Below are 25,509 nucleotides of genomic sequence, written 5' to 3' on the forward strand. Positions count from 1 at the left end.
CCAGGAGATCACATGAAACATCGTCGTGCCCTGCTCGCCGCCAGCGTCACCGGCGCGCTGATGCTGGGCGGCGTGGTGACGGCCGGGATCCCCGCCGCCGCGGCGGCCACCGGCTGCTCGGTCAGCTACACCGTGCAGAGCCAGTGGCCGGGCGGGTTCACCGCCGCCGTCGCCGTCACCAACCTCGGTGACCCGCTGTCCAACTGGACGCTGACCTTCGACTTCCCCGAGCCGGACCAGCAGGTCAGCCACGGCTGGGGGGCCACCTGGACCCAGACCGGCACCCGGGCGTCGGCCGCCAGCATGAGCTGGAACGCCGCCCTGGGCACCGGAGCCATGACCTCGATCGGGTTCAACGGGTCGTGGAGCGGCACGAACCCGGTACCCCGGTCGTTCGCGCTGAACGGAACCACCTGCAACGGGCCGGTGACCACCCCGACGGCGACCCCGCCGCCCACCACGCCGCCGCCGACCACGCCGCCGCCCACCACGCCGCCGCCGACCACGCCGCCGCCGACCACGCCACCGCCCACCGGCCCGGCGCCGGAGCTGCACGTGTCCGGCAACAGGATTCTCACCGCGGACGGCGACGCGTACCGGCTGCTGGGCGTGAGCCGGTCCGGCGCGGAGTTCGCCTGCGTGCAGGGCAAGGGCCTGTGGGACTCCGGTCCCGTCGACCAGGCCTCCGTCAACGCGATGAAGACCTGGAACATCCATGCCGTACGCCTGCCGCTGAACGAGGAGTGCTGGCTCGGCCTCAACGGCTCGCCCGGCGGCGCCGCCTACCAACAGGGCGTCAAGGACTACGTGAACCTGCTCGTCGCCAACGGGATCAACGTGATCCTCGACCTGCACTGGACCTGGGGCGGCTATCCCGACAGCCCGGAATGGCACTGCAAGGACGAGCACGCCACCTGCCAGAAGCCGATGCCGGACGCGCGCTACGCCCCCCAGTTCTGGACCGGCGTCGCCAACACCTTCAAGGGCAACGACGCGGTCGTGTTCGACCTGTTCAACGAGCCGTACCCGGACATGCCGGCGGAATGGAACAAGACCCTGGGCTGGCAGTGTCTCCGTGACGGCGGCACCTGCGCCGGCCTGCCCTACGAGGTCGCCGGCATGCAGGACCTCGTCGACGCGGTCCGTGCCACCGGTGCCACCAACCTGCTCATGATCGGCGGCCTGGAATGGGCCAACGACATGCGGGAGTGGCTGACCTACCGGCCGGACGACCCGCTGGACAACCTGGCCGCGTCGTGGCACGCGTACAGCTTCAACGCCTGCGCCAGCGAGTCCTGCTGGGACAGCCAGATCGCCCCGCTGGCGCAGCAGGTGCCGGTGGTGATCGGCGAGTTCGGCCAGGACGACTGCGGCTTCGACTACATGCGGCGACTGGTGGCCTGGGCCGACACCCACGACCTGGGCTACCTCGCCTGGACCTGGAGCCCGTGGGGCTGCACCGGCGGCGCCGTGCTCATCAAGGACTGGGCCGGCACCCCGGAGCCCGGCGTCGGCGAGGGCTACAAGGCCCACCTGCTGACCCAGGACCCCTACCTCTGAGCAGTCCGCGCGGCCGGCCGGCGCTCGCAGCGCCGGCCGGCCGCCGACCGGGCCGACACCGGCCGGTCCGGCACCCGTCCCCAGGAGCTGTCGTGACGATCTCGGTCCCGTCCGTACGGGAAACACCAACCCTCCGCCGGCTGGCGGTGCTGTCGCTGGCCGTCGCCGTCCTGGCCACCGCCGGGGCGACGGCGACACGATCCCCGTCGGCCGCCGCCCGGACCACCACACCCCGGGCGGCGGCGACGCCCACCACGCCGCCGGCCGCCTACCCGAACCCGGGCCGGGTCACCGGGGACACCGGCGTGCACGATCCGACCGTCGTGCTCCGCCCCGGTGGCGGTTACCTGCTGGCGCACACCGGCGACAACATCGCGCTCAAGACCTCGGGCGACCGGATCGCGTTCCGCAACGCGGGGACGGTGTTCCCCAACGGTGCGCCCTGGACCACGACGTACACCGGTGGCAGCCGCAACCTGTGGGCGCCGGACCTGTCCTACCGCGACGGCCGGTACTGGCTGTACTACTCCGCCTCGACGTTCGGCTCGAACCGGTCGGCGATCTTCCTGGCCACCAGCACCACCGGCGCCTCCGGCAGCTGGACCGACCAGGGACTGGTGATCGAGTCCCGGACGTCGGACACCTTCAACGCCATCGACCCGAACCTGGTGGTCGACGCCGCCGGCAGGTGGTGGCTCAGCTTCGGCTCGTTCTGGTCCGGCATCAAGATGGTGGCGCTGAACCCGGCCACCGGCAAGCGCTCCGACACGACCCTGCGCGGCATCGCCGGCCGCAACGGGGGTGCCATCGAGGCCCCGGTGATCGCGCGGCACGGCAACTACTACTACCTGTGGGTGTCGTTCGACCGCTGCTGCCAGGGCGCCGCCAGCACGTACCGGGTCATGGTGGGCAGGTCGACCTCGGTCACCGGGCCGTACGTCGACCGCAACGGTGTGCCGATGACCGCGGGCGGCGGCACCCAGGTGCTCGCCGGGCACGACCGCATCCACGGCCCCGGTCACCAGGCGGTGTTCACCGACACCGACGCCGAGGTGCTCACCTACCATTACTACGCCGACAACGGGACCTCGCTGCTGGGCATCAACCTGCTCGGGTACGACAACGCCGGCTGGCCGTTCGTCTACTGACCAGCCGGGATCTCCGACGACGTGCGGGTCGGCCCGGGATCAACCCGCCGGTGTTCCCGGGCCGACCACCACGCAGCGGTACGCCGACGACCGGCCCGTCACCAGCTCGGCGGTCGCCGCCCTGTCGCGGAAGACCACCTCGAACTGCGCGCCCGGCCCTCCCCCGGGGGCCGGGATGCGCACCCGCTGCCGCTGCCCCTCCACCGGGGCGTAGAGCCGCAGCTCCACCCCGTCGGCCCAGTCGTAGTCGGGCCGGTCCGTGCGCGCCCCGAACCCGATGACCGCGCCGGGCCGGGCGAGCACCGGCAGGCTGTCGTACCCGTGCTTCTCGGTCACCCACGCCGGCCCGGTGAGCTGCGCGCCGGTGACCAGGTGGGTCCAGGTGCCGGCGGGCACGTAGAAGGTGACCTGCCCGTCGGCGCTGAGCACCGGCGCGACCAGCACGTCGGGGCCGAGCATGTACTGCCGGTCGAGGTGTGCCACCGCCGGGTCGTCCGGGAACTCCACGATCATCGGACGCATCATCGGGATCCCGTCGCGGTGCGCCTCCTCGGCCGTCGCCGCCAGGTACGGCATGAGCCTGAGCTTGAGCCGGGTGAAGTGCCGCAGCACGTCCACGGCCTGGTCGTCGTACGCCCACGGCACCCGGTACGAACCGGAGCCGTGCAGCCGCGAGTGCGAGGAGAGCAGGCCGAACGCGATCCACCGCTTGAACACCGCCGGGTCGGGGGTGCCCTCGAACCCGCCGATGTCGTGACTCCAGTAGCCGAAGCCGGACGACGCCAGCGACAACCCGCCGCGCAGCGACTCGGCCATCGCGACGAACGTCGACTCGCAGTCACCACCCCAGTGCACCGGGAACTGCTGGCCGCCGGTGGTGGCCGAGCGGGCGAACACCACCGCCTCGCCCTCGCCCCGCTCGGCCTCCAGCAGCTCGAAGACCGTCCTGTTGTAGAGGTAGGAGTAGTAGTTGTGCATGCGCTGCGGATCCGACCCGTCGTGCCACACCACGTCGGTCGGGATGCGCTCGCCGAAGTCGGTCTTGAAGCAGTCGACGCCCATGTCCAGCAGCGCCCGGAGCTTGTCGGCGAACCAGGCCGCCGCGTCGGGGTTGGTGAAGTCGACCAGCGCCATGCCGGCCTGCCACTTGTCCCACTGCCACACCGACCCGTCCGGGTTGCGCACCAGGTGACCGGCCTGGCGGCCCTCCTCGAACAGGTAGGAGCGCTGCGCGATGTACGGGTTGATCCACACGCACACCTTCAGGCCCCGCTCGTGCAGCCGCCGCAGCATCCCCTCCGGGTCGGGGAAGGTCGCCGGATCCCACACGAAGTCGACCCAGTGGAACTGGCGCATCCAGAAGCAGTCGAAGTGGAACACCGACAGCGGCAGGCCCCGTTCGGCCATCCCGTCGACGAACTCGGTCACCGTCTTCTCGTCGTACGACGTGGTGAACGACGTGGACAACCACAGCCCGTACGACCAGGCGGGCACCCGGGCCGGACGGCCGGTCAGCGCGGTGTAGCGGCGCAGCACGTCCTTCGGGGTGGGGCCGTCGACGACGTGGTAGGTCAGCGACTGGCCCTCGACGCTGAACTGGGTCTGCGCGACGACCTCCGAGCCGACCTCGAACGACACGTGCTCCGGGTGGTCCACGAACACCCCGTAGCCGGCGCTGCTCAGATAGAACGGGACGTTCTTGTACGCCTGCTCGCTGGCGGTGCCGCCGTCGGCGTTCCAGACGTCGACCGTCTGCCCGTTCTTCACGAACGGGCCGAACCGCTCGCCCAACCCGTACACCGTCTCGCCGACGCCGAGCGCCAGCCGCTCGTGCACGTACCGGCGGCCCTCGCCGTCGGTCACGATCCCGATGCTGCGGGCGGTGGACTCGGTGACCACCCGGTCGCCGTGCCGGAACTCGACCCGCCAGTCCTCGATCAGCGCGACCCGGACGGTCAGCTCGCCGGTGGTCAGCGACGCGCTGATCCCGGTGATGTCGACGGTGACCGGGTGGGTGTCGTCGGTGCGCAGCCCGAAGCGGGGTTCGCGGGGCAGCCCGCCGCTGTGGTGGCCGATGGTCACGCCGACCACGCCGGGGGCGGGGGAGAAGAAACGGACGGTGACGACCGGCCGGTTGAGGGTGTCGCCCCGGCCGTTGATCCGACCGGCCGGGGCGAAGACGGTGAAGCCGCGGTCGTCCGGCTCGACCGATTCCACCGTGCCGGGGCGCAGCACGCTGACCCCCGGACGCAGTTGCCAGTACCCGTCGGTGAACTTCACTTCTCGGCTCCTGCCGTGATGCCGCGCGCCAGGGTGCGCTGGAAGATGAGGAAGAACAGGATGGCCGGCACCAGGCTGATCAGTGCGCCGGCATTGGTCGTCGGGGCGTCCATCAGCCGGTCGCCCTGCAACGACGCGAGGGCGACCGGGACGGTCTGGGTCTGGTTGTCGATCAGCATGACCAGTGGGATGAGGAACTCGTTCCAGGTCCAGATGAAGAAGAAGACCAGCAGGACGGCGAGGGTGGGCCGCAGGTGGGGCAGGACCACCCGCCACAGCACCGTCCACGTGCCGGCCCCGTCCAGCGCCGCCGCCTCCAACAACGCGCGGGGGAACGTGCCGAGCACCGAGGCGAGCAGGTAGGTGCCGAAGGCGCTCTGGACGACGGTGAAGATGATGATCACCGACAGTCGGGTGTTGTAGAGGCCGACCTCCTTGGCGACGTGGTACAGCGGATAGACCAACGCCTCCTGCGGCAGCATGTTGGCCAGCAGGAACACCCCGACGATCCACAGCCGGCCACGGACCCGGCCGATGCCCAGCGCGTACGCGTTGAACAGCGACACGACGACGCCGAGCACCGCCACCGACCCGGCGATGAGCGTCGAGTTCCACAGCTTGAGCGGGAAGTTCACCGTGGACCAGTATGTCCGCAGGCCCGTGGTGTAGAACTCCGTCGGCCAGCTCAGCGGGCCGCCCGACGAGTAGTCGCCCGGTGACTTGAACGCGTTGAGCAGCATGAACACGAACGGGACCAGCATGACGAGCGCGCCCACGGTCACCCCGGCGAGCACCACCCAACGGCTGGCACCCCGGTGGTGCCGGTCGCGCACCTTCCGGCGGACCGGGACCTTGGCGATCATGACGGCCATCTCAGACCCCCCGGTCCCGGCGCTCACTGCGGGCCTGCACCCCGATGAAGACCACGGCCACCACCACGATGATCACCGTGAGCACGGTGGAGATCGCGGAACCGTACCCGACCTGGAGCTTCTTGAAGAACGTGTAGTAGGCGAAGTAGGACGGCACGTTGGTGGCGTTCTCCGGGCCGCCCCGGGTCAGCGCGAAGATCGGTCCGAACACCTTCAACGCGGCGACGGTGCAGGTCAGGGCCACCACGAAGGTCTCCGGCCGGATCTGCGGCACGGTGATCGCCCGGAACCGGTGCCGCCAGCCCGCCCCGTCGACCTCGGCCGCCTCGTACAGCTCCGGGTCGACCCGCTGCAACGCCGCCATGAACACCACCACCGGGTAGCCGATCTGCACCCAGATCATCACCGCCATCACCGCCGGCAGCGCAGTGTCCGGGTCGCCCAGCCAGTCGTGGCGCAGCGCCCCGAGACCGACCGCGTCGAGCACGCTGTTGAACGCGCCGTCGGGGCGCAGGATCCAGCCCCAGACGATGCCGGCCACCACCACCGGCAGCACCTGCGGCAGGTAGAACGCGGCCCGCAGGGCCGCCGCCGTCCGGGGCCGGAACCGACGCCCGACGACGTCGAAGAGCACCGAGGCGAGCAGCAGCCCGAGCAGCGTCGGCACCACCACCATCGCGACGATCATCGCCACCGTGTTGCGGAACGACGCCCAGAACACCTCGTCGTCCAGCAACTGCCGGTAGTTGGCCAGCCCGACGAAGGTGGGGTCGCCTACTCCCGACCACCGGGTCAGCGACAGGTAACCGGTGCCCACCAGGGGCACGCCGATGACCAGGACGAACAGCACCGCCCCGGGGAGCAGGTAGAGCCAGTAGGCCGCATTGCGGCCGCGCGGCCGACGGCGGGGCTGGCGGGCGGGTGAGCGGGTGCGGGTCGATGCCGCCGGGGTGCCGGCGACGGTGTCGGAGACTGCCATGGCGGATCCTTCCCGGCGGGGCGGGCGGGTCACCGGTCGTACCGGACGCGCCCGCCGCCCACCGTGTCACTTGCCGGTGATCTCCTTGACGCCGTCGGCGTACGGCTTGGCGATCGTGTCGAGCACCTGGTCGGGGGACTTGGATCCGTTGATCAGCGCCTGGAAGCCGCCGACCAGGACGTCGTAGTAGCCGGGCACCGGCCAGTCCGGGTAGAAGGCCAGACCGTCCTGTCCGCTGACCGTGTTGAAGTCCTCGATCAGCTTGCGGTCCTTCGGATCGGTGATCTTCGTGGGGTCACCGGCGACCGGGATGCCGCCGTTGTTGCCGATCAGGTCCTGGATCTCCGGCCGCAGGGTGATGTCGATGAAGTCGTACGCCAGGCTCTTGGCCCTGCTGTTCGTCGGGACGACCCAGAGGTTGCCGGACGAGCCGGCGTTGAGGGTGTTGCCCGGGAACAGGAAGGTGTCCCAGGTGGCCTTCATCTCGGCCTTGAACCGGCCGTACCACCAGCTGCCGGAGACGATCATCGGGGTCCTGCCCGCGATGAACGCGGTGCCCATGTCCTCGGCCTTGAGGCTCGCCGAGTCCTTGGCGACGTAGCCCTTGCGCACCCAGTCGGCGAAGGTGTCCGCGCCGTACTTCAGCGGGTCGGCACGGAAGTCGACCGGGTTCCGGTAGAGCTGGTAGTCGTCGACGAACCGTCGGTCGGCCTTCGACAGGGCCAGCTGGTAGAACAACTGCCCGGCCGGGTACTCGGCGCCGGCCATGCCCAGCGGGGTGACGCCCTTGCCGACGAAGGTGTCCATCGCGGCGGTCAGCTCCGCCATGGTGGTGGGCACCGCGACGCCGTGCCGGTCGAACAGGTCCCTGTTGTAGTAGACCGTGACGTACTCCCCGTAGTTCGGCACGCCGAACCACCTGCCCGACCCCATCACGCCCCTGTCGCTGTACCGCGCGGTGGTCTGGAGGCTGGGGCTGAGCCTGTCGGCCCAGCCGCGCTTCGCGGCCTCGTCGCTGAGGTCGGTGAGCAGGCCCTGGGAGGACAGCAGGCCGGCGGTCGCGTTGCCCTTGTTGTACTCCATGATGTCCGGACCCTCGGACGAGTTGACGATCATGCCGGCGTTCTGCTGGATCTGCTCGAACGCCTTGCGCTCGAAGCGCACCTCGACGCCGGGGTGCTCGGCCTTGAAGATCTCGATGGCCCGGTTCCAGCCGATCCCCATCGCGCTGGTCTCGCCCTCGTAGTGCCAGAGCTTGAGGATCCTCGCCCCGCTGTCGTCACCGCTGTCGTCGCCGCACGCGGCCACGGTGGTCGTCGCGGTCGCCGCCAGGGCGATCGCCGCGACGATCCGGCGGAATCGCTGCATCGCTATCCTCCTCGTCGAGTGTCGAGCCCGGTACTGCACGGGGTCCGTCGTCGCGTCGCCGCGCGGCGACGGGCCGTTTCGGCTGTTCAACCCCCATCGGGGTGGCGGCTCCGGGGTGCCGCGGTCGATCCCCGGATCTCCAGGGCGCACGGCAGCAGCTGCTGGTGGCACTCGGCGCCGGCCCCGTCGAGCTGGCGCACCAGCGCCTGGATGGCGATCCGGCCCAGCGTCGACCCGGGCGACGTCATCGCGGTCAGCGCCGGGGTGGCCAGCCCGGCGACCTGCGGCGAGGTGACCATCGAGACGACCGAGACGTCCCCGGGCACGGACCGCCCCCGCGCGGTCAGCTCGCCGAGGATGCCGAAGATCGCCGTCTCGTTCATGGCCAGCACGGCCGTCAGGTCCGGCGTCCGGGTCAGGGCGGCGGCCAGCGCCGCCCGGCCCCCGGCGGCGCTGTCCTCGGCCGGGATCATGACCGGTTCCAGACCGTGGCCGGTCATCGCGGTGACGAAGGCGTCCCGGGTACGCAGCGCCGGCCCGTAGCCGCTGGCCAGGGTTCCGGCCGAGTGGTTGACGTAGACGATCCGCCGGTGCCCCAGGCCGACCAGGTGCGCCACCGCCTCCCGTACGGTCTGCGCGAAGTCGATGTCGACGTAGGAAAGCCCGTCGGTGTCCCCGGTCCGTCCGATCAGCACCAACGGCACACCGGCCTGCTGGAGCGTGCCGACCCGCTCGTCGGCGAGCTGCACCTCCATCAGCACGACGCCGTCGAACATCCGTTGGCTGGCCAGCCGGCGCAGCCCGGCGAGGTCACCGCCCCCGCCGACGGGGGACAGGACCAGGTGGTAGCCGACGGCGCTGGCCGCGGCGGCGGCCCCGGTGACGAACGCCGTCTCGGTCGCGCCGAGGCCGCGCTCGTCCATCGGCAGCAGCAGGCCCAGGATCCGGCTGCGCCGGCTGGCCAGGCCACGGGCCATGGCGTTGGGCTGGTAGTCGAGCGCGGTCATGGCGGCGAGCACCTTGGCCCGGGTCGCCGGGGAGATCGGCCGGGCGCCGGTGAGCGCGTAGGACACGGTGCTGACCGAGACCTGTGCCAGGCGGGCGACGTCCTGCATGGTGGCCACGGCGCACCTCCTCCGGACAGGCGCGGGACCGTATCCGAGCGATCATCGAAGCGGTTCGACAGACGCTAGACCGCTGTTACGGCAACGTCAATAGTCGATGTCCCACGATGCCCCGTCGGTGCTCTCCCGCCCGCCGGGGCGTGCCCGCCACCCGGGGTCGGGCCGGCGACGCCTGGCCTGTCCCCGACGCGTCGCGGCCGGGCTCAGGCGGCTGCCTGCCGGGGGCAGACCATCGGGTGCAGCACCCGGGACAGCTCGGCGACATCGGCGACGGGACGGGCGAAGCCCACCCGGGTCCGTCGCGTCGCACCGGGCCGTCCGTGGGCGACCAGCAGCCCGTACCGGTCGATCCGGACCACCCGGGGCGCTTCGGCGGCGGAGAGCCTGAGCTGCCGGCACAGGTAGCCCGCGACCTGCTCGGCGTGGTGGTCGGCGAGGTCGGCCAGCAGGTCCGCCTCGGCCGGGTGCAGCGGGTCGGGCTCGGCCCGCGCGTAGGCCTGCGGATCGATCCGGCGGGTCGCGCCGGCCCGTCCCCAGCGGGCTTCGGCCACCGCGAACCGGTGCAGCCGGAACCGGCTGCCCACGTCGAGCAGGTCGCCCGTCGGTCGGGTGGCGGCGAAGTCCATCGCGGCCCGCCGTGCCTCGTCGCCGTCGAGGCGTTCGGCCCAACCGGAGAGCCAGGCCCGGCCGAGTGAGGGGGCGCCGGCGGTGGGCGGCAGGTCGAGCACGTCGAGGACGGCGGCGACGTCGGTGTCCCCTTCCGGCGGCGTGAGCGCCGTGGCGAGGTCGCCGGCTGCCGGCGTCAGTAGCAGCACCCGGCCGTCCGGGTCGACGGCGTGCCGGGTCTGGAGTGGACCGGTGGACCCGGGCAGGTGGACGAGAGCGGGCAGCCGGCCCGCGACGAGGGTCCGCACGATTTCCGCCGGGCTGGGGCGCATGATCCCGATCTCCTCAATGTAGGTTAGCCTTACCTAACCGCATTAGATCATGTGATCGGAGCCGTCGACATGAACCACCCCCGCCCCAAGGCCAAGCTCTCCCGCGCGCTCGGCATCCCGTTGACCCGCAAGTGCGTGCGGTACTTCGAGCGGCGTCCCTATCCGCCGGGCGTACACGGCCGTAACCGGCGCAAGACCTCCGACTACCAGGTGCGGCTGCTGGAGAAGCAGCGACTGCGCCACCAGTACAACGTCAGCGAGTCGCAGCTGCGCCGGGCGTTCGACGAGGCCGCCCGGGGCGCGGGCAAGACCGGCGAGTCGCTGGTCGCGCTCCTGGAACGGCGGCTCGACGCGGTGGTGCTCCGGGCCGGGCTGGCCCGCAGCGTCTACCAGGCCCGCCAGCTCGTCGGCCACGGCCACTTCACCGTCGACGGGCGCAAGGTCGACCGGCCCTCCTACCGGCTGCGGCCGGGTCAGGTGGTCGCGGTGCGCGAACGCAGCCGGACCCTGCCACCGTTCCAGCTCGCCGCCACCGGGGCGCACGCCGACGAGCGACCCCGGCCCTATCTGTCGGTGGAACTGACCGGGCTGCGCGCCACGCTGCTGCGCGAGCCCGCCCGACACGAGGTGCCGGTGATCTGCGACGAGCAACTCGTGGTGGAGTTCTACTCCCGCTGAGCGGTCAGCGGCGGGCCGGCCCGCCGCCGGTGCGGCACCGGCGGCGGGCCGTCACCCCCGGTGGACCCCGGTCCGACGCCGGTCCGGGCGGCCGCCGGGCCGGTGGTGGCGCGGGCCGTCCACGCCGCCCACAACCGGGCGTAGCTTCCGCCCGCGCCGACCAGTTCGGCGTGCCGGCCACTCTCGACGATCCGGCCCCGCTCCAGGACGATGACGTGGTCCGCGGCCACGGCCTGGGTGAGGCGGTGGGCGACGACCAGGGCGGTGCGTCCCTCCAGCGCCGCGGCGGCGGCCTGTTCGAGGTCGCGCGCACCCGCGCTGCCGGCTTCCGCGGTCGCCTCGTCCAGCACCACGACCGCGGGGTCGAGCAGCACCACCCGGGCGAGCGCCACCTGCTGTGCCTGCGCCGGGGTGAGCGGGTGGCCGCCCTCACCGACCACGGTGTCCAGTCCGTCGGGCAGGGCGAGCGCCCAGTCCAGGGCGCCGACCCGGGCCAGGGCCGCGGTGAGGTCGTCCGGGGTGGCCCGCGGCCGGGCCAGCAGCAGGTCCTCGCGCAGCGGACCGGCGAACACGTGGGTCTCCTGGCTGACCAGGGCGATCGTCCCGGCGGGCAGCTCGGTGACCGGGACGCCGCCCAGGGTGGCCGCGCCGTGCCCGGGGCGCAGCACCCCGGCGGCGATCGACGCGACGGTGGTCTTCCCGGCGCCGGTGGACCCGACCAACGCGACCAGCCGGCCCGGTCCGACCCGCAGGGAGACGTCGCGCAGCACGGGCGCGGCCCCGTCGTAGCTGAAACCGACGCCGGTCAGCACCAGGTCGTGCGCCGACGGCGCGGTGCCGCCCGCGCGGCGTCCGGGATCGGCGCGGAGCACACCGACGAGGCGGGCCAGGCTCGCCCCCGCGTCCTGGGCCTTGTCGAAGGTGACCATCAGCTGGAGGACCGGGCCGAACAGGCGGTGCAACAGCAGCGCGGCCGCCGAGACCTCGCCGAGGGTGACGCTGCCCTGGCGGACGAGCAGGAACCCCACCACCAGCACCGAGCCGAGCCCGACCAGCTCCGCCCCGTTGATGCGGCCCACGAAACGGGTGTAGAGGGCGAAGACGGTCGTCGAGATGTCCCGGGCGCGGGCGGAGGCCGCCGTGATGCCGGCGAGGTGCCGATCCTCCAACCGGTAGGCGTGCACCGTACGGATGCCCTGCGCGCTCTCGACGAACCGCTGGGACCGCTGCGCGATGGCGACCCGCTCGGCCGCGTAGGCCGGCGCGGCCCGGGGGAGGTACCACCGCGCCCCGAGCACGTAGAGCGGGACGGCGACCGCGCCGGCCAACCCGAGCCGCCAGTCGATGCCGATCATCGTGCCGAGGCTGAGCGCCGCCAGCAGCAGCGCCGAGATCAGGGTGGGCAGCACCTCGGAGACGGCCCGGTCGATGGCGCCGACGTCCGCGCCGACCCGCGAGACCAGGTCGCCCCGGCCCGCCCGGTCGAGCACCGCCACGGGCAGCCGCAGCGCGACGTCGAGGGCACGTTCGCGCAGGTCGGCGAGAATCCGCGCGCCCAGCCGGCGGATCAGGTGGGCGCCGACGCCGGTGGCCAGGCCGCCCACCACCGCGGCGGCCACGATGACCACGGCGACCGGGACGAGCGTGTCGGTGCCGCCGCCGGCCCGGACCCGGTCGACCAGCAGGCCGAGGGCGTAGGCGGGGACGACCGCGGTGGCCGCGGCGAGCAGCCCGACCGCCAGGGCGGCGCCGGTCGCCCCCGCGCGGGCGCGTAGCTGCGCGCCCAGCCACGCCCTGCTCTCGCGCGGGCCGGCCACGGGCAGGATCGGGGGCGTCACCGCAGCACCGTCCGGCGGTAGTCGTCGTGGCCGACGAGTTCGGTGTGGGCGCCCTCGGCGACGACCGTGCCGTCCCCGATGAACACCACCCGGTCGGTGGCGGCCAGCAGCGTCGGGCTGCTGGTGATGACGAGGGTGCCGTAGCCGGCGTCCGGCCCGTGCCGCAGCGCGCGGATGCCCTCGGCGATGGCCCGTTCGGTGACCGCGTCGACGGCGGTGGTCGGGTCGTGCAGGACCAGCAGCGGCGGCCCGGCGAGCAACGCACGGGCGAGCGCGACACGTTGCCGCTGGCCGCCGGAGAGGTTCGCGCCGCGTTCGGTGACCGGCATGTCCAGGCCGTCCGGATGCAGGTGCGCCACCTCGTCGGCGGCGGCGGCACGCAGCGCACCGGTGAGCCGTTCGCCGTCGTCGTCGGCCAGGGCGATGTTGGAGGCGAGGCTGCCGGTGAACAGGTCGGTGCGGTGCGGCTCGCTGTGCAGCACCCGCCGCGCCCGGTCGCGGTCCACCGCCTCCAGTCGTTCGCCGTCGAGCAGGACGTCGCCCGCGTAGGCGTCGGGCACCGCCAGCAGCCGGGCCAGCGCTTCGGCGTCCGCCGGCCGCCGGGCCACCACACCGACGAACTCTCCGCTGCGGACGTGCAGGCGCAGGCCGGTCAGCGGGCCGTACGTCACGTCGGTCAGGCGCAACTCGTTCCCGCCGCTGGCGGGCGCGGCGGCCCCCGGTGGCAGCACCACCCCGGCATGGACGACCGCGGCGACCCGGTCCGCGGCCGCGCGGGCGGCGGCGGTCCAACTGGGGACGACCGCGAGCACGCCGAACGGCTCGACCAGGAACTGCGCGGAGCCGATCACCGTGACGAACTGGCCGACGGTGATCCGCCCGGTGAGGGCGAACCAGCCCGCCACCAGCGCGATGCCCCCGGCCAGCAGGGTGCTCAGCATCGTGGCCGCGCCCAGGTACGCGTTCTGGGTCCGGGAGGCGCGCACCGTCGCCGCCAGGGCATGGCGGCTCACCCGGCGGTACCGCTCGCCGCCGGCGTCCTGCGCGCCGATGCCCCGCAACGGGCGCAGCCCGGTCACCAGGTCCGTGGCGAGCGCGGTGGCCCGACCGGCCTGGTCCTGCTGGTCGGCGACCCGCCGGGCGATCAGCGGTGCGGTGCGGTTGAGGATCGCCAGCACGGTCGGGATGGCGACCAGCACGGTCAACCCCAGCGGTGCCGAGATCAGCAGCAGCGCGACCGCGCTGACCGTGACCGCCACCAGGGCGCTGGTGATCCGGGGGATGTGGTCGAGCAGGTAGGAGGTGTACTCGGCGTCGGTGGTGGTGACCGCGAGCAGGTCGCCGGTGTGCCGTCCGGCCCGGTGCACGCGCGGATCCAGGATCCGCGCCGCCAGCTCCACCCGGAGCAGGTGGCCCTCCTCGGCGATGGCCCGTTGCAGGTGCCGCGCGCCGAAGCGGTAGGTCACCACCAGGACGAGGTAGACCGCCGCCAGGGTGGTGATCCAGCGGAGCAGTGCGGTCAGGTCGCCGGTGGCGACACCCCGGTCGACGATGACGCCGATGAGGATCGGCACCAGGGCCGCGCAGAGCTGGTAGACGCCGGCCAGGGCCGTCCCGGTCCAGAGGCGTCGCCCGTTGCGGGCGACCGCCCGACGTAACAGGAGGCTACCGGCACTGATCGTGCTCACTACGACGAACCCCCTGGTCAACGGCTCAGGAACGAGGAGTACTTTACCGATCAAGTTTTAGGTAAGCCTGTCCTTACTATGTGAGTTGGAGTACTCCGCATGCGCCCCTCCCGGCTGCTCACCGGAATCGTCGCGGTCGCCACCACGTTCGCCCTCGCCGCCTGCGGCGGGTCGTCCGCCACCGACGACAAGCCCGCCGCGTCCGGGAACGCGGCGACGACGTTCCCGCTGACCGTCACCCACGCCCTGGGCACCACCACGATCGAGAAGAAGCCCGAACGGGTCGCCACCGTCAACTGGGCCAACCACGAGGTGCCCCTCGCCCTGGGCGTCGTCCCGGTCGGCTACGCCAAGGCCAACTTCGGCGACCAGGACGGCGACGGGCTGCTGCCCTGGGACGCCGCGCGGCTCAAGGAACTCGGCGCGGCGACCCCGGTGCTGTTCGACGAGACCGACGGCATCGACTTCGAGGCCGTGGCGAACACCAGGCCGGACGTCATCCTGGCCGCCTACTCCGGGTTGACCAAGCAGGACTACGACACCCTCACGAAGATCGCGCCGGTCGTCGCGTACCCGCAGGCGCCCTGGGCCACCTCGTGGCGCGACAGCATCAAGCTGGAGAGCAAGGCCCTGGGCCTGGCCACCGAGGGTGACGCGCTGATCGCGAAGATCGAGAAGCAGATGAAGGACGAGGCGGCCCGCTACCCGAAGCTCGCCGGCCGGTCGGCGATGTTCCTGACCCACCTCGACCCGACGGACCTCAGCAAGGTCAGCTTCTACACCACGCACGACACCCGGGCGCAGTTCTTCACCGACCTCGGCATGACCCACCCGGAGAGCATCGCGAAGGCCTCCGCGGCGACCAAGGAGTTCAGCCTCACCCAGAGCGCCGAGCAGGTGCAGAACCTCAGCGACGTGGACATCATCGTGACCTACGGCGACGCCGAGGGCACCACCCTGGCCACCCTCCAGAAGGACCCGCTGCTGTCCAAGATCCCGGCGGTCAAGCGCGGCTCCTTCGTCTCGCTGCCCGGCAGCACCCCGGTCGCCACCGCCGCCAACCCGACGCCGCTCGGTGTCTCGTTCGTCCTCAAGGACTACGTCGACCTGCTCGGCAAAGCCGCCGACAAGCTCTGATGACCACTCTGACCACATCCGGGCCGGACGTCGCCCTGCGGCGACGCCCGGCCCGGACGCGGCTGGCCTGGCTGCTGGTCGTCCTCGCCGCACTCGTCCTGGCCCTGGTCGCGTCGGTCGCCTTCGGCTCCCGGATCGTCGGCTGGGCCGACATCACCGCCGCCCTCGGCGGCACCGACGACACCCTCGACCAGGCGGCCGTGGTCAAACGCCTGCCCCGCACGGTGCTCGCGGCCCTGGTCGGCGCGGCGCTGGCCCTGTCCGGCACCGTGATGCAGGGCGTCACCCGCAATCCGCTGGCCGACCCGGGCATCCTCGGGGTGAACATGGGCGCGATGCTGGCGATCGCCGTCGCCATGACCACCGTCGGTCTGTACACCGCCACCGCGTACATCTGGGTCGCCATCGCCGGTGCGGCGCTGTCCGCGCTGTTCGTCTACGCGGTCGGCTCGCTCGGTCGCGGCGGCGCCACCCCGCTCAAGATCGCCCTGGCCGGGGCGGCCACCTCCGCCGCCCTCGCGTCGCTGGTGGTCGCGGTCGTGCTGCCGCGCGGCGACGTCGCCGAGAACTTCCAGTCCTGGCAGGTCGGCGGCGTCGGCGGAGCGAGCTGGGACAGCATCGGCCAGGTCCTGCCGTTCCTGCTGGCCGGGCTGGTCATCTGCCTGCTCTGCGCCCGGGCGTTGAACTCCCTCGCGCTCGGCGACGACCTCGCCGCCGGCCTCGGCGAACGCGTCGCCCTGGTCCGTGGGGTCGCCGCCGCCGGCGCGGTGGTGCTCTGCGGCGCGGCCACCGCGGTCGCCGGACCGATCGCCTTCGTCGGCCTGGTCGTCCCGCACCTGTGCCGGCTGCTCGTCGGCCTCGACCACCGCTGGCTGCTGCCGTTCGCGACCCTGGTCGGTGCGGTGCTGCTCACCGTCGCGGACGTCGCCGGCCGGGTGGTGAACCGTCCCGACGAGATCGCCGCCGGCATCGTCACCGCCCTGGTCGGCGCTCCGTTCTTCATCTACGTCGTCCGGCGGCAGAAGGCGCGCGAACGGTGAGCACCACGACCCTCGACGCCGTCACCCGGGGCCGGGTCCGGCGCAGCCGACGACGGTACGCCGTGCTGGCCGCCCTCACCGCAGCGGTGGCCGGCATGGTCGTCGTCTCGCTGATGGTCGGGCAGACCTTCTACCCGGCCGGCGACGTGCTGCGGGTGATCCTCGGCGAGACCGTGCCCGGTGCCTCGTTCACCGTCGGTGAGCTCCGGCTGCCCCGGACCGTGCTGGCCCTGGTGGCCGGACTCTGCTTCGGCATGGGCGGCGTCACCTTCCAGACCATGCTGCGCAACCCGCTGGCCAGCCCCGACATCATCGGTATCAGCTCGGCGGCGAGCGCCGCCGCGGCGTTCGCCATCATCGTGCTCGGCCTCGGCGAGACGGGGGTCTCGGTCTTCGCCATCGTCGCCGCGCTCGGCGTCGCCGTGCTCATCTACCTGCTGTCGTTCACCGACGGGGTGACCGGCACCCGGCTCGTGCTGATCGGCATCGGCATCGCCGCCATGCTCAACAGCGTCACGGCGTACGTCCTCGACCAGGCCGGCCAGTGGGACCTGCAGGCGGCGACCCGCTGGCTCAACGGCAGCCTCAACGGATCCACCTGGGACGAGACCGTGCCGGTGCTGGTCGCGCTGGCCGTGTGCGGCCCGCTGCTGCTGAGCCAGGCCCGGAGCCTGACCATGCTGCAACTCGGTGACGACACCGCCGCAGCACTCGGCACCCGGCGGGAACGCACCCGGCTGGTCTCGATCGTCGCCGCTGTCGGCCTGATCGCGTTCGCCACCTCGGCGACCGGGCCGATCGCGTTCGTCGCCTTCCTGTCCGGGCCGATCGCGGCCCGGCTGGTCAGGTCCGGCGGCTCGCCGCTGCTGCCGTCGGCGCTGGTGGGCGCGCTGCTGGTGCTGGTCGCCGACTTCCTCGGCCAGTTCGCCTTCGACGTCCGCTTCCCGGTGGGGGTGATCACCGGGGTGCTCGGTGCCCCGTACCTCATCCACCTGCTCGTCCGCACGAACCGCGCCGGAGGCTCGCTGTGACCACCGACCACGCCCTGACGACCGAGAAACTGACCGTCGGGTACGGCGACCGGGTCGTCATCGACTCGCTCGACCTGCTCGTCCCACCCGGCCGGATCACCGCCATCGTCGGGGCCAACGCGTGCGGGAAGTCGACGCTGCTGCGGTCGATGTCGCGGCTGCTCGCCCCGAACACCGGGCACGTCCTGCTGGACGGCCGGGCGGTGCACCGGATGCCGGCCAAGGAACTGGCCCGCACCCTCGGCCTGCTGCCCCAGTCGCCGATCGCACCGGAGGGCATCACCGTCGCCGACCTGGTCGGCCGCGGCCGCAACCCGCACCAGCGCCTGCTGTCCCGCTGGAGCAGGGACGACGACCGTGCGGTGGCCGCCGCCCTCGACGCCACCCACACCGCCGACCTGGCCGACCGCTCGGTCGACGAACTCTCCGGCGGGCAGCGGCAGCGGGTGTGGATCGCGATGGCCCTGGCCCAGCAGACCGACCTGCTGCTGCTCGACGAGCCGACCACCTTCCTCGACGTCAGCCACCAGGTCGAGGTGCTGGACCTGCTGACCGACCTGAACGCCACCCGCGGCACCACGATCGTGATGGTGCTGCACGACCTGAACATGGCGGCCCGGTACGCGGGCCACCTCATCGCGCTGGCCGCCGGTGGTCTGCACGCGGCCGGACCGCCGACCGAAGTGCTGACCGAGGGGTGCGTACGCGCCGTCTTCGGCCTGGACAGCCAGGTCATCGTCGATCCGGTCTCCGGCCGGCCGCTGATGCTGCCGATCGGCCGTCATCATGTCCAGGCCGCCCGCCGGTAGCCGCCGGTCGGGGTGCGGCCCGGCCGGCGCGCACACCCCGCCGTTCCGCGCAGGTCCGTACCGCCCGGTCGGTACAGTTTCGCCATGATCCCCTCCTCGGCCGCCGGGCCGGCCCTGTCGACCCGCCGGCGGTGGGCAGCACTGGCGGTGCTGGCGGCGGCGGTGCTGCTGCTCGCGGTCGACGGGACGGTGCTCTCGCTGGCGGTGCCCGCGTTGACCGCGAGCCTGGCACCGACCGCGGAGGAGGTCCTCTGGATCGGCGACGTCTACTCGCTGACGCTGGCCGGTCTGCTGGTGCTGATGGGCAACCTGGCCGACCGGTTCGGACGCAAGCGGGTCCTGCTGGTCGGCTCGGTGGCGTTCGGCGCGGCGTCGCTGCTGGCCGCGTTCGCCCCCAGCGCCCCGGCGCTGATCGGGGCGCGGCTGCTGCTCGGGGTGGCGGGCGCGACGCTGATGCCGTCCACGCTGTCCCTGATCCGCAACATCTTCACCGACAGCGCCGAACGGACCCGGGCGATCGCCGTCTGGTCCACCGCCTTCGGGGCGGGCTCGGCGGTCGGGCCGCTCGTGGGCGGGTTCCTGCTGGAGCACTTCTGGTGGGGCTCGGTGTTCCTGATCAACGTGCCGGTGATGGTCCTGGTGGTGGTCTCCGGCCTGCTGCTGCTGCCGGAATCCCGGGATCCGCGACCGGGCCGCTTCGACGTGGCCTCCGCCGTGCTTTCCATGGCGGCGGTCGTCCCCCTGGTGTACGCCGTCAAGCACGTGGTCGGGGCCGGCGTCGACGGCGTGACCGTCGGATGCCTGCTGGCCGGCCTGGTCGCCGGGGTGCTGTTCGTCCGGCGTCAGCGGCGGCTGGAACAGCCCATGCTCGACGTCGAACTGTTCCGCGACGCGGCCTTCTTCGGGGCGGTGGTCGCCAACGTCATCGCCATCTTCGCGTTGGTCGGGCTGCTCTTCTTCTTCTCGCAGTACCTGCAGTTCGCCCGCGGGTTCAGCCCCCTGCAGGCGGGCCTGGCCGAGCTGCCGGCGACGCTGGCCTCGATCGTGGTCATCGTGATCATCGCGGGGACCGTGGCCCGGTTCGGCCGTGGCCGGGCCATCGCGCTCGGCCTGGGCCTGGCCGCGGCAGGGCTGGCCGGGGTGACCGCGGCCGCCCACGCGCCGTACCTGTGGCTCGCTCTGGCGCTCGTGCCGGTCGGACTCGGGATCGGGCTGGCGATGACGCTGACCGGCGATGCGATCATCTCGGCCGCGCCACCGCGCAAGGCGGGCTCCGTCTCGGCGATCACCGAGACCGCCAACGAACTCGGGGTGGTGCTGGGCATCGCGGTGCTGGGCTCCCTGCTGTCGCTGGTGTACCGGCACCAGGTGCGGGTGCCGGCCGGGCTGTCCGCCGGGGACGCGGCGCGGGTCCGCGACTCGCTGGGCTCGGCGCTGCAGGTGCTGCCGCCGCAGTCCGCCGGGGGTGCGCGGGACGCGTTCGTCACCGGTGTCCAGGTCACCTCGTCGGTCGCGGCGGCGCTGACGCTCGCCGCGGCGGTGCTGGCCTGGGCGCTGATCCCGTCGCCGCGTACGCCGCGGTCGTAGCCGCCCGGGCGCGGGTGCCCGGGTGACGGTGCACGCAGTCCGTCGCGAGCCAGGGCCGGCACCGCCGCGCGGGTGCCCGGGTGCCGGCCCGACCCGGGTCGGGGGAGTCGCCGGCAGCGTCCCACGCCTGACGGTCGGAGACGATATCCTGATCAACTCCCGTCGATCGACGGGTCGGTCCCGTACCGCCCCCACACCCTCCGGAGGCACCATGACGTCCCGCTTCGCCCGCACGCTCGGCGCGCTCGCGCTGGTCCTGGGCGCAATCGCCGTACCGGCGACCCCGGCCGCCGCCCACGCGACGGCCGACCCGATCGGGATCTACCCGCCGATCCAGGGATCGTCCATCTGGGACAAGTTCGGCAGCACCCCTCCGGCGAGCCATCACATCGTGTTCGGGAACTGGGGCTACACCAACGACTGGGCGGTCGACATCTACCGCAACCCGGGGGCCACGGTCGTGTCCCCCTTCGGCAGCAAGACGGCGGCCGGGCACCCGGTCGCGGTGACCGTGGTGACGGTCCGGGCCGGCTGCGCGACCGGTAACCTCGCCGACGGCGGCTACCGGATCGGGCTCGAGGCCCGGGACACCACGACCGGCGAGGTCATCGCCCGGGCGGACGTGATGCACGTGAACAACAAGCCCGGCGGCATCGTCGTCGGCGCCTCGGTCGGCCCGTGGACCAAGCTCGGCGAGACGGGCCGGTTCCGGTACTCGAGCTGCTACCAGGTCAACGGGGACAGCGGCGCGCACATCCACCTCGAGGTGATCAACCAGCACCGCTACTCCTGCTACGTGAAGCGCGCCGCCGGGACGTCGCTGACCGACGAGACCGTGGTCGGCCGGGTCGGCACCCACTACTCCGGCCAACGCGCGGCCTGCTGACCGCGGATCCGCCCGGCCGGACCGGAAGGCTGCGCGACGGTGCCGGCCGCCCGGGTGGGTGAGCCCGACGGGCGCTCACCCGCCCTGGGGGATCGGCCACCGTCGAGGCATCTGCCGACCTTTGTCCTAGGACGCTTTGGGGGTGTGTGTGCCATCCCGCTCGCCGCCTGGCAAGGAGCAGCCGGCCCACGGTGGCCTGCTGCCGGGCATGGACAGCCGAACGGCCGCGGCCGGCTGCCGGGCATGGACAGCCCGACCTCGGCTGCCGGGCTGCCGGGCTGCCGGGCTGCCGGGCTGCCGGGCTGCCGGGCTGCCGGGCTGCCGGGCTGCCGGGCTGCCGGGCTGCCGGGCTAGGATCGCCGGTGGGTGGCCGGGGCCGGCGCGTTCCGGGTACGCCAGGGCTGGAGGAGGTCGATGTCGGTGCCGTCGTCGGCCCTGCTGGGGCAGCGGTTGGCGCGGGCGGGGATCCGTGACGTGGTGACCGTGACGCCGGTCGACGGTGGACTCGCCGCGTTGGCCGGGGTGGCCGACCGTGGGGACGCGCCGTCGGTGTTCGTCAAGACGCTCGTCGGAGCGGGCGACGGTGGCGATGACGTCTTCGTCGCCGAGGCCGAGGGGCTGACGGCCCTGCGGGACCTCGGCGGGATGGTGACCCCCGAGGTGATCGCGGCGAACCACGAGGTGCTGGTGTTGTCGCTGTTGCGGCCGCGGCCGTCCGACGAGGTCTTCTGGGAGCGGTTCGCCCACCGCCTCGCGCACCTGCACACGAGCACCGGCTGGCACCGGTTCGGCTGGCACCGCGACAACTGGCTGGGGCGACGCCGGCAGGTCAACACCTGGTCCGACGACGGCTTCGCCTTCTTCGCCGAGCACCGGTTGCTCCGCTGGCTGTCCGAGCCCCGCGTCGAGGCGGCGCTCACCCCCGCCGACCGGATCGCGCTGGAGCGGCTGTGCGCGCGGCTGCCCGAACTGTTGCCCCGGCGCCCGGCCTGCCTGACCCATGGCGACCTGTGGGCGCAGAACGTGCTGTCCACCCGGGACGGGCGGCCGGCGCTGATCGACCCGGCGGTGTCGTACCTGTGGGCCGAGGTCGACCTGGCGCACCTGTGGACCACCGCGCCGCCGCCGGAGTCCCGCCGCTTCTTCGAGGTCTATGCCGAGTTGACCGGTCTCGATGACGGGTGGCCGGACCGCATGCCGATCGTCCAACTGCGACAGCACCTGGCGGTGGTGGCCCAGTTCGACGACGACTGGGGTGCCGCCGAGACGATCCGTGCCACGTTGACGCCGTTCCGGGCGCGCGGCTGACCGGGCGGTCGAGGGCACGACCAGGCGGTCCGACGGGACGACCGGGCGGTCGGCCGTGGCACGGGCCGCGCCGACACGGGCCGCCCCGGGGTCACCGACGGTGTCCGGTGCGTCGCCGGGCGGGCGCGCGGGCCTGGGTGGCGGCCGGTCCGATTGACGACAATGGTCGGGCCGCCCGCGTCGGTGTCGGCGCGTCGGTCGCCCGCCGCTGCCGCCGATCCGGGTCACGGCGGTCCGCCCGGTAACGGAGCCGATCCCTGTGGGAATTGCATGTATAAGGATTGCCGTCGGTGGGCTGCGACCAGCGATGGGAACTCTCGACCATCCATCATGGAGCACGCTGGATGCCCCCGGCCCGGCGTGCACCGGTGCACCGGTGGCCCCCCGATACGCCCTCACCGGGGGATGCACCCGGGTAGGCGCGGCGATCGGTGCGTGCGCCCCGCAGTCGGATTGTGGACGGACCCTGCCGGCTGTTTCCCGGCTTAGCATCTGGCGCAATATTCATCGACGGATGCCCACGGCCCGGACCCCGGGTCCGGGCACGTGGAAGGGGAACCTTGATGGGCAAACGATCGCTGCGGCAGCGGGTGGCCGGGACGATGGTGGCGGTCACCCTGGTGGCCGGCGGGGTGGGCACGACGGCCGGCGCGGCCCAGGCCGCACCCGTTCCCGCGGCCAACCCGGTGGTGAACGCGGCACCGCTCAGCGCCGCCACGGCGGGTGGCTGGGGGCTCCAGGGGGTGTTCCCCGACCCGGTCACCTGCCACATCGCCGGAATCGCCTCCGGCCGGGAGTACGTCTGCGTCTGGTACGTCCTCGCCTGGGCACTGAACGTCTGGCAGGACTAGTCCCGGTGTCGAGGTCGTCGACCGGGCGTGAGCCGCCGGTGTGACGATCTCTGCGGGTCGGAGGCGGGGTCTCCGGTGGCTGGTTCGGCGACCAGGCGGAACCGGAAGCCGGGGACCTCGTGGACACCCCGGCGGTGCAGCGGCGGTTGGAACTGACCGACAGGTGACGTCGCAGCCGTCGCCGCCGGCCCCGGGGCGGCCGGGTCGACCACCGTCATGGAGTGGGCGGACGTGGATCGACGGAAGCCGGTGCCGGACCGGGGGTTCGTCGGTGTTCAGTAGCCGACGAGTCGGGGCGTCAGTGCTATCGCGACGAAGCGGATCGTACGGCCCAGCAGGCACGTCGCCGCGAACGCGACCGGGCGCAGGGGCGTGCGCGCCAGGTAGACGCTGGCGGCCAGCAGGGGTGGGAATCCGGTGACCGCGCTGACCAGCAGCACACCGAAGGTCTGGCGGGGACGTTCCAGCACCGCCACGAGTCGTCCGCCGGCCGCCTTCGGGCGCGCGAGGGCCGTCCCCCACCGGCCCGCTGGTGTCGGTCCGGTCGGGGTGTGCCCGGTGAGCCGGCGTCGCAGCCAGGGGGAGCGGATCGCGCCGCGTGCGCCGAGGAAGATCAGGACCTTGCCGGCGGTCTGACCGGCGGCGGCGGCGATGCCCAGCGCCACCGGTGGTGTGCCGGTGGTCGCCACGGCCGTCACCAGATACGGCTCGGCGGGGGTGAACGGCAGGAACGCCGACAGGAGCCCGACGACCGCAGCCGTCAGTACGGCGATCATGGCTGGGTGGGCGGCGGGTCGACCGGCAACCTGGCGGCGGACACCAGCGAGACGACCTTCACCGCGGCGACTCCGAGGGCGAAGGTGACGGCGGCGGCGGTCGGCGCGACGATCGCCAGGAGCACCACCGCCGCGGTGTTCAGGGCTTTCGCCGGCGGAGACCAGTTCCACCGGTAGATGCGGCGGTCCACGTTGGCGAAGTGGTTCGGGCTCAGCAGTGGCCAGCGCAGGAACATCAGGCTCAACAGCTGGTCGACGACCATGAACTGGACGAGGAACACCGCGATCGGCAGCGCGGTCCCGGGTCGGAGCACGAGGAGTGCCGCGGCGCAGGCCGAGGCGCAGGCCCGGTCGGCGACGATGTCGAAGACCGCGCCGGTGCGTGTCTCCTGGCCCAGGGCGCGGGCGGCGGCACCGTCGAGGATGTCGCCGATCCAGTAGACCAGGTACGCGGCGACGAGCAGGTGGGCGTCGCGGTGGGTCAGCGCCGCCACCGCGAGCGCGAAGGAGCCGGCCGTGCGTACGGCGGTGACGGTGTTGGGGACGTTGAGGAGCGTGACCGGTGGGGAGAGCCCGAGTGCGGTCATTCGGCGTCCTTGAGGATGCGTTGCATGTCGGCGGTACGCCGCTGCAACTCGGTCAGCTGCGCGTTCATCTCGGTGAGCAGCCGAGACGTCTCGGCTGCCTGTTCGGCGTACTGCCGTTGCAGGTCGCCCGACACCTCGGTGCGCTTGCGGACCCCCGCATACCAGACGACCGAGATGAGCACGGCGGCGACGACGATCAGGAAGACCGAGGCGGCGTCCATCTAACTGGTTCCCTTCTTCGGTGGGGCGTCGCCGTCTCCGGCGGGGCTCAGGGTCGCGGCGGCAGCCGCCACCACGTCGGGCGTGAGCTGTAGCGAGAACGGTGCGACCTCGTAGTACTTGAGCGCCTTGCCGTCCCCGGACAACTCCAGATGGGCGGTGACCAGGCCGGCGCGTTCCAACTTCTTGAGGTGCACCTGCAGGAGCGCACGGCTGATGCCCAGGTCGCGGGCGAGCTGGGAGACGTAGGTGCGTCCGCCGGTCAACGCGGCGAGCACGCGGAGTCGGTGCGGGCTGGCCAACGTGGCGAGAACCTCGACCAGCCGGTCGCCGCTCATCCCACCCATAGCTTGCCTTGGCTCATGCCAACTATTATTTGCATGAGCCAAGGTGGCTGTCAACTTCGGGTGGCGCCGGTGGGTACGGTGGCTGCGGACCGGTCGGCCGTCTGCCACCCTGGGGCGTGCTCATTTACAAGATCCTCCTGCCCGCCGAGTGGGCCGAGTTCGAGGCCGCCGGCCGCTTCGACGGCTCGCCGTTCGACCACACCAGCGGTTTCGTCCACTGCTCCTCCCGCGAGCAGGTGGGAGCGACCGCCCTGCGGTACTTCGTGCAGGAGCCGGCGCTCGTGGTCGCCGCTCTCGACACCCGGCTTCTCGGCGCGGCGGTGCGCTGGGAGGACGCCACCGACGGCGGTTCCTTCCCGCACGTCTACGCGGCGCTGCCGCTGGACGCTGTCGTCGCGGTGCACCGGGTCTCCGGGGCGTCGTCGGTGGACGACGCGCTACCACAGGGCTGAGCCGGC

Annotated in this window: 24 protein-coding genes; 12 read left to right on the forward strand and 12 right to left on the reverse strand. The window is 72.6% G+C overall.

What is annotated here, in order from left to right:
* Positions 1–12: 12 nt before the first annotated feature.
* Both O7612_RS12175 and O7612_RS12180 read left to right on the forward strand, forming a co-directional pair.
* On the forward strand, positions 13–1,560 hold the full coding sequence (locus O7612_RS12175) for a cellulase family glycosylhydrolase (RefSeq protein WP_282273176.1): 1,548 nt from the start codon (positions 13–15) through the stop codon (positions 1,558–1,560).
* 92 nt (positions 1,561–1,652) lie between these two features.
* Positions 1,653–2,708, forward strand: coding sequence for an arabinan endo-1,5-alpha-L-arabinosidase (locus tag O7612_RS12180; protein ID WP_282273178.1), 1,056 nt, complete (start codon positions 1,653–1,655; stop codon positions 2,706–2,708).
* 39 nt (positions 2,709–2,747) lie between these two features.
* Here O7612_RS12180 and yicI read toward each other — a convergent pair whose 3' ends face one another.
* From yicI to O7612_RS12210, 6 genes are all read right to left on the reverse strand, one after another.
* Entirely contained in the window at positions 2,748–4,988 is a 2,241-nt protein-coding gene (yicI, locus tag O7612_RS12185; protein ID WP_282273180.1) for an alpha-xylosidase, read from the reverse strand.
* Positions 4,985–5,851, reverse strand: a complete 867-nt coding sequence (locus tag O7612_RS12190; protein ID WP_348774285.1) for a carbohydrate ABC transporter permease — start codon at positions 5,849–5,851, stop codon at positions 4,985–4,987. Before O7612_RS12190 ends, yicI begins: the two co-directional genes overlap by 4 nt.
* A gap of 10 nt (positions 5,852–5,861) precedes the next feature.
* Complete coding sequence (locus O7612_RS12195; RefSeq protein WP_282273184.1) at positions 5,862–6,839, reverse strand: sugar ABC transporter permease; 978 nt, start codon at positions 6,837–6,839, stop codon at positions 5,862–5,864.
* 66 nt (positions 6,840–6,905) lie between these two features.
* Positions 6,906–8,207 (reverse strand): extracellular solute-binding protein, encoded by a 1,302-nt coding sequence (locus tag O7612_RS12200; protein ID WP_282273185.1) that lies wholly within the window; start codon positions 8,205–8,207, stop codon positions 6,906–6,908.
* A gap of 86 nt (positions 8,208–8,293) precedes the next feature.
* Entirely contained in the window at positions 8,294–9,322 is a 1,029-nt protein-coding gene (locus O7612_RS12205) for a LacI family DNA-binding transcriptional regulator (protein WP_282273888.1), read from the reverse strand.
* Positions 9,323–9,534: 212 nt separating this feature from the next.
* Complete coding sequence (locus O7612_RS12210; protein WP_282273186.1) at positions 9,535–10,269, reverse strand: DUF2470 domain-containing protein; 735 nt, start codon at positions 10,267–10,269, stop codon at positions 9,535–9,537.
* 69 nt (positions 10,270–10,338) lie between these two features.
* On the opposite strand from O7612_RS12210, the gene rpsD reads away from it, so the two are divergent.
* Entirely contained in the window at positions 10,339–10,947 is a 609-nt protein-coding gene (rpsD, locus tag O7612_RS12215) for a 30S ribosomal protein S4 (protein ID WP_282273187.1), read from the forward strand.
* Here the strand turns inward: rpsD and O7612_RS12220 are convergent.
* Both O7612_RS12220 and O7612_RS12225 read right to left on the reverse strand, forming a co-directional pair.
* On the reverse strand, positions 10,935–12,785 hold the full coding sequence (locus tag O7612_RS12220; RefSeq protein ID WP_282273189.1) for an ABC transporter ATP-binding protein: 1,851 nt from the start codon (positions 12,783–12,785) through the stop codon (positions 10,935–10,937). The two genes, rpsD and O7612_RS12220, sit on opposite strands and share 13 nt — an antisense overlap.
* The gene (locus O7612_RS12225) at positions 12,782–14,473 is read right to left on the reverse strand and encodes an ABC transporter ATP-binding protein (RefSeq protein WP_282273191.1); all 1,692 of its coding nucleotides are present in this window, start codon (positions 14,471–14,473) and stop codon (positions 12,782–12,784) included. Before O7612_RS12225 ends, O7612_RS12220 begins: the two co-directional genes overlap by 4 nt.
* Before the next feature lie 99 nt (positions 14,474–14,572).
* Between O7612_RS12225 and O7612_RS12230 the strand changes: the two genes are divergently transcribed.
* The 8 genes from O7612_RS12230 to O7612_RS12265 all read left to right on the forward strand — a co-directional run bounded on the left by O7612_RS12230 (position 14,573) and on the right by O7612_RS12265 (position 23,122).
* The gene (locus O7612_RS12230) at positions 14,573–15,610 is read left to right on the forward strand and encodes an iron-siderophore ABC transporter substrate-binding protein (protein ID WP_282273193.1); all 1,038 of its coding nucleotides are present in this window, start codon (positions 14,573–14,575) and stop codon (positions 15,608–15,610) included.
* On the forward strand, positions 15,610–16,650 hold the full coding sequence (locus O7612_RS12235) for an iron ABC transporter permease (RefSeq protein ID WP_282273195.1): 1,041 nt from the start codon (positions 15,610–15,612) through the stop codon (positions 16,648–16,650). The genes O7612_RS12230 and O7612_RS12235 overlap by 1 nt, the downstream gene beginning before the upstream one ends.
* On the forward strand, positions 16,647–17,681 hold the full coding sequence (locus O7612_RS12240) for an iron chelate uptake ABC transporter family permease subunit (RefSeq protein ID WP_282273197.1): 1,035 nt from the start codon (positions 16,647–16,649) through the stop codon (positions 17,679–17,681). The genes O7612_RS12235 and O7612_RS12240 overlap by 4 nt, the downstream gene beginning before the upstream one ends.
* Positions 17,678–18,490, forward strand: a complete 813-nt coding sequence (locus O7612_RS12245; protein WP_282273198.1) for an ABC transporter ATP-binding protein — start codon at positions 17,678–17,680, stop codon at positions 18,488–18,490. The genes O7612_RS12240 and O7612_RS12245 overlap by 4 nt, the downstream gene beginning before the upstream one ends.
* Before the next feature lie 84 nt (positions 18,491–18,574).
* A complete protein-coding gene (locus tag O7612_RS12250; RefSeq protein WP_282273200.1) occupies positions 18,575–20,077 on the forward strand; it encodes an MFS transporter in 1,503 nt (500 codons plus the stop codon).
* 211 nt (positions 20,078–20,288) lie between these two features.
* Entirely contained in the window at positions 20,289–20,963 is a 675-nt protein-coding gene (locus O7612_RS12255) for a hypothetical protein (protein ID WP_282273202.1), read from the forward strand.
* Between the two features lie 414 nt (positions 20,964–21,377).
* Positions 21,378–22,271 carry a fructosamine kinase family protein gene (locus tag O7612_RS12260; protein ID WP_282273204.1) on the forward strand — a complete coding sequence of 298 codons (894 nt, stop codon included), beginning with the start codon at positions 21,378–21,380 and terminating at the stop codon, positions 22,269–22,271.
* Positions 22,272–22,834: 563 nt separating this feature from the next.
* Positions 22,835–23,122: a hypothetical protein gene (locus O7612_RS12265; RefSeq protein WP_282273206.1), complete on the forward strand. Its 288-nt coding sequence runs from the start codon at positions 22,835–22,837 to the stop codon at positions 23,120–23,122.
* A gap of 275 nt (positions 23,123–23,397) precedes the next feature.
* On the opposite strand, the gene O7612_RS12270 is transcribed toward O7612_RS12265, so the two are convergent.
* The 4 genes from O7612_RS12270 to O7612_RS12285 are packed head-to-tail and all read right to left on the reverse strand — an operon-like array spanning position 23,398 to position 25,051.
* The gene (locus O7612_RS12270; RefSeq protein ID WP_282273208.1) at positions 23,398–23,898 is read right to left on the reverse strand and encodes a hypothetical protein; all 501 of its coding nucleotides are present in this window, start codon (positions 23,896–23,898) and stop codon (positions 23,398–23,400) included.
* Positions 23,895–24,485 carry a CDP-alcohol phosphatidyltransferase family protein gene (locus tag O7612_RS12275; protein WP_282273209.1) on the reverse strand — a complete coding sequence of 197 codons (591 nt, stop codon included), beginning with the start codon at positions 24,483–24,485 and terminating at the stop codon, positions 23,895–23,897. Before O7612_RS12275 ends, O7612_RS12270 begins: the two co-directional genes overlap by 4 nt.
* Complete coding sequence (locus tag O7612_RS12280) at positions 24,482–24,706, reverse strand: hypothetical protein (protein WP_282273211.1); 225 nt, start codon at positions 24,704–24,706, stop codon at positions 24,482–24,484. Before O7612_RS12280 ends, O7612_RS12275 begins: the two co-directional genes overlap by 4 nt.
* Positions 24,707–25,051, reverse strand: a complete 345-nt coding sequence (locus O7612_RS12285) for a winged helix-turn-helix domain-containing protein (protein WP_282273213.1) — start codon at positions 25,049–25,051, stop codon at positions 24,707–24,709.
* Positions 25,052–25,167: 116 nt separating this feature from the next.
* Here O7612_RS12285 and O7612_RS12290 point away from each other — a divergent pair, with 116 nt between their 5' ends.
* Positions 25,168–25,503 carry a DUF952 domain-containing protein gene (locus O7612_RS12290; protein WP_282273215.1) on the forward strand — a complete coding sequence of 112 codons (336 nt, stop codon included), beginning with the start codon at positions 25,168–25,170 and terminating at the stop codon, positions 25,501–25,503.
* Positions 25,504–25,509 lie beyond the last annotated feature (6 nt).

The organism is Micromonospora sp. WMMD987 (assembly GCF_029581435.1).
GTDB classification, from domain to species: Bacteria; Actinomycetota; Actinomycetes; order Mycobacteriales; family Micromonosporaceae; genus Micromonospora; species Micromonospora rifamycinica.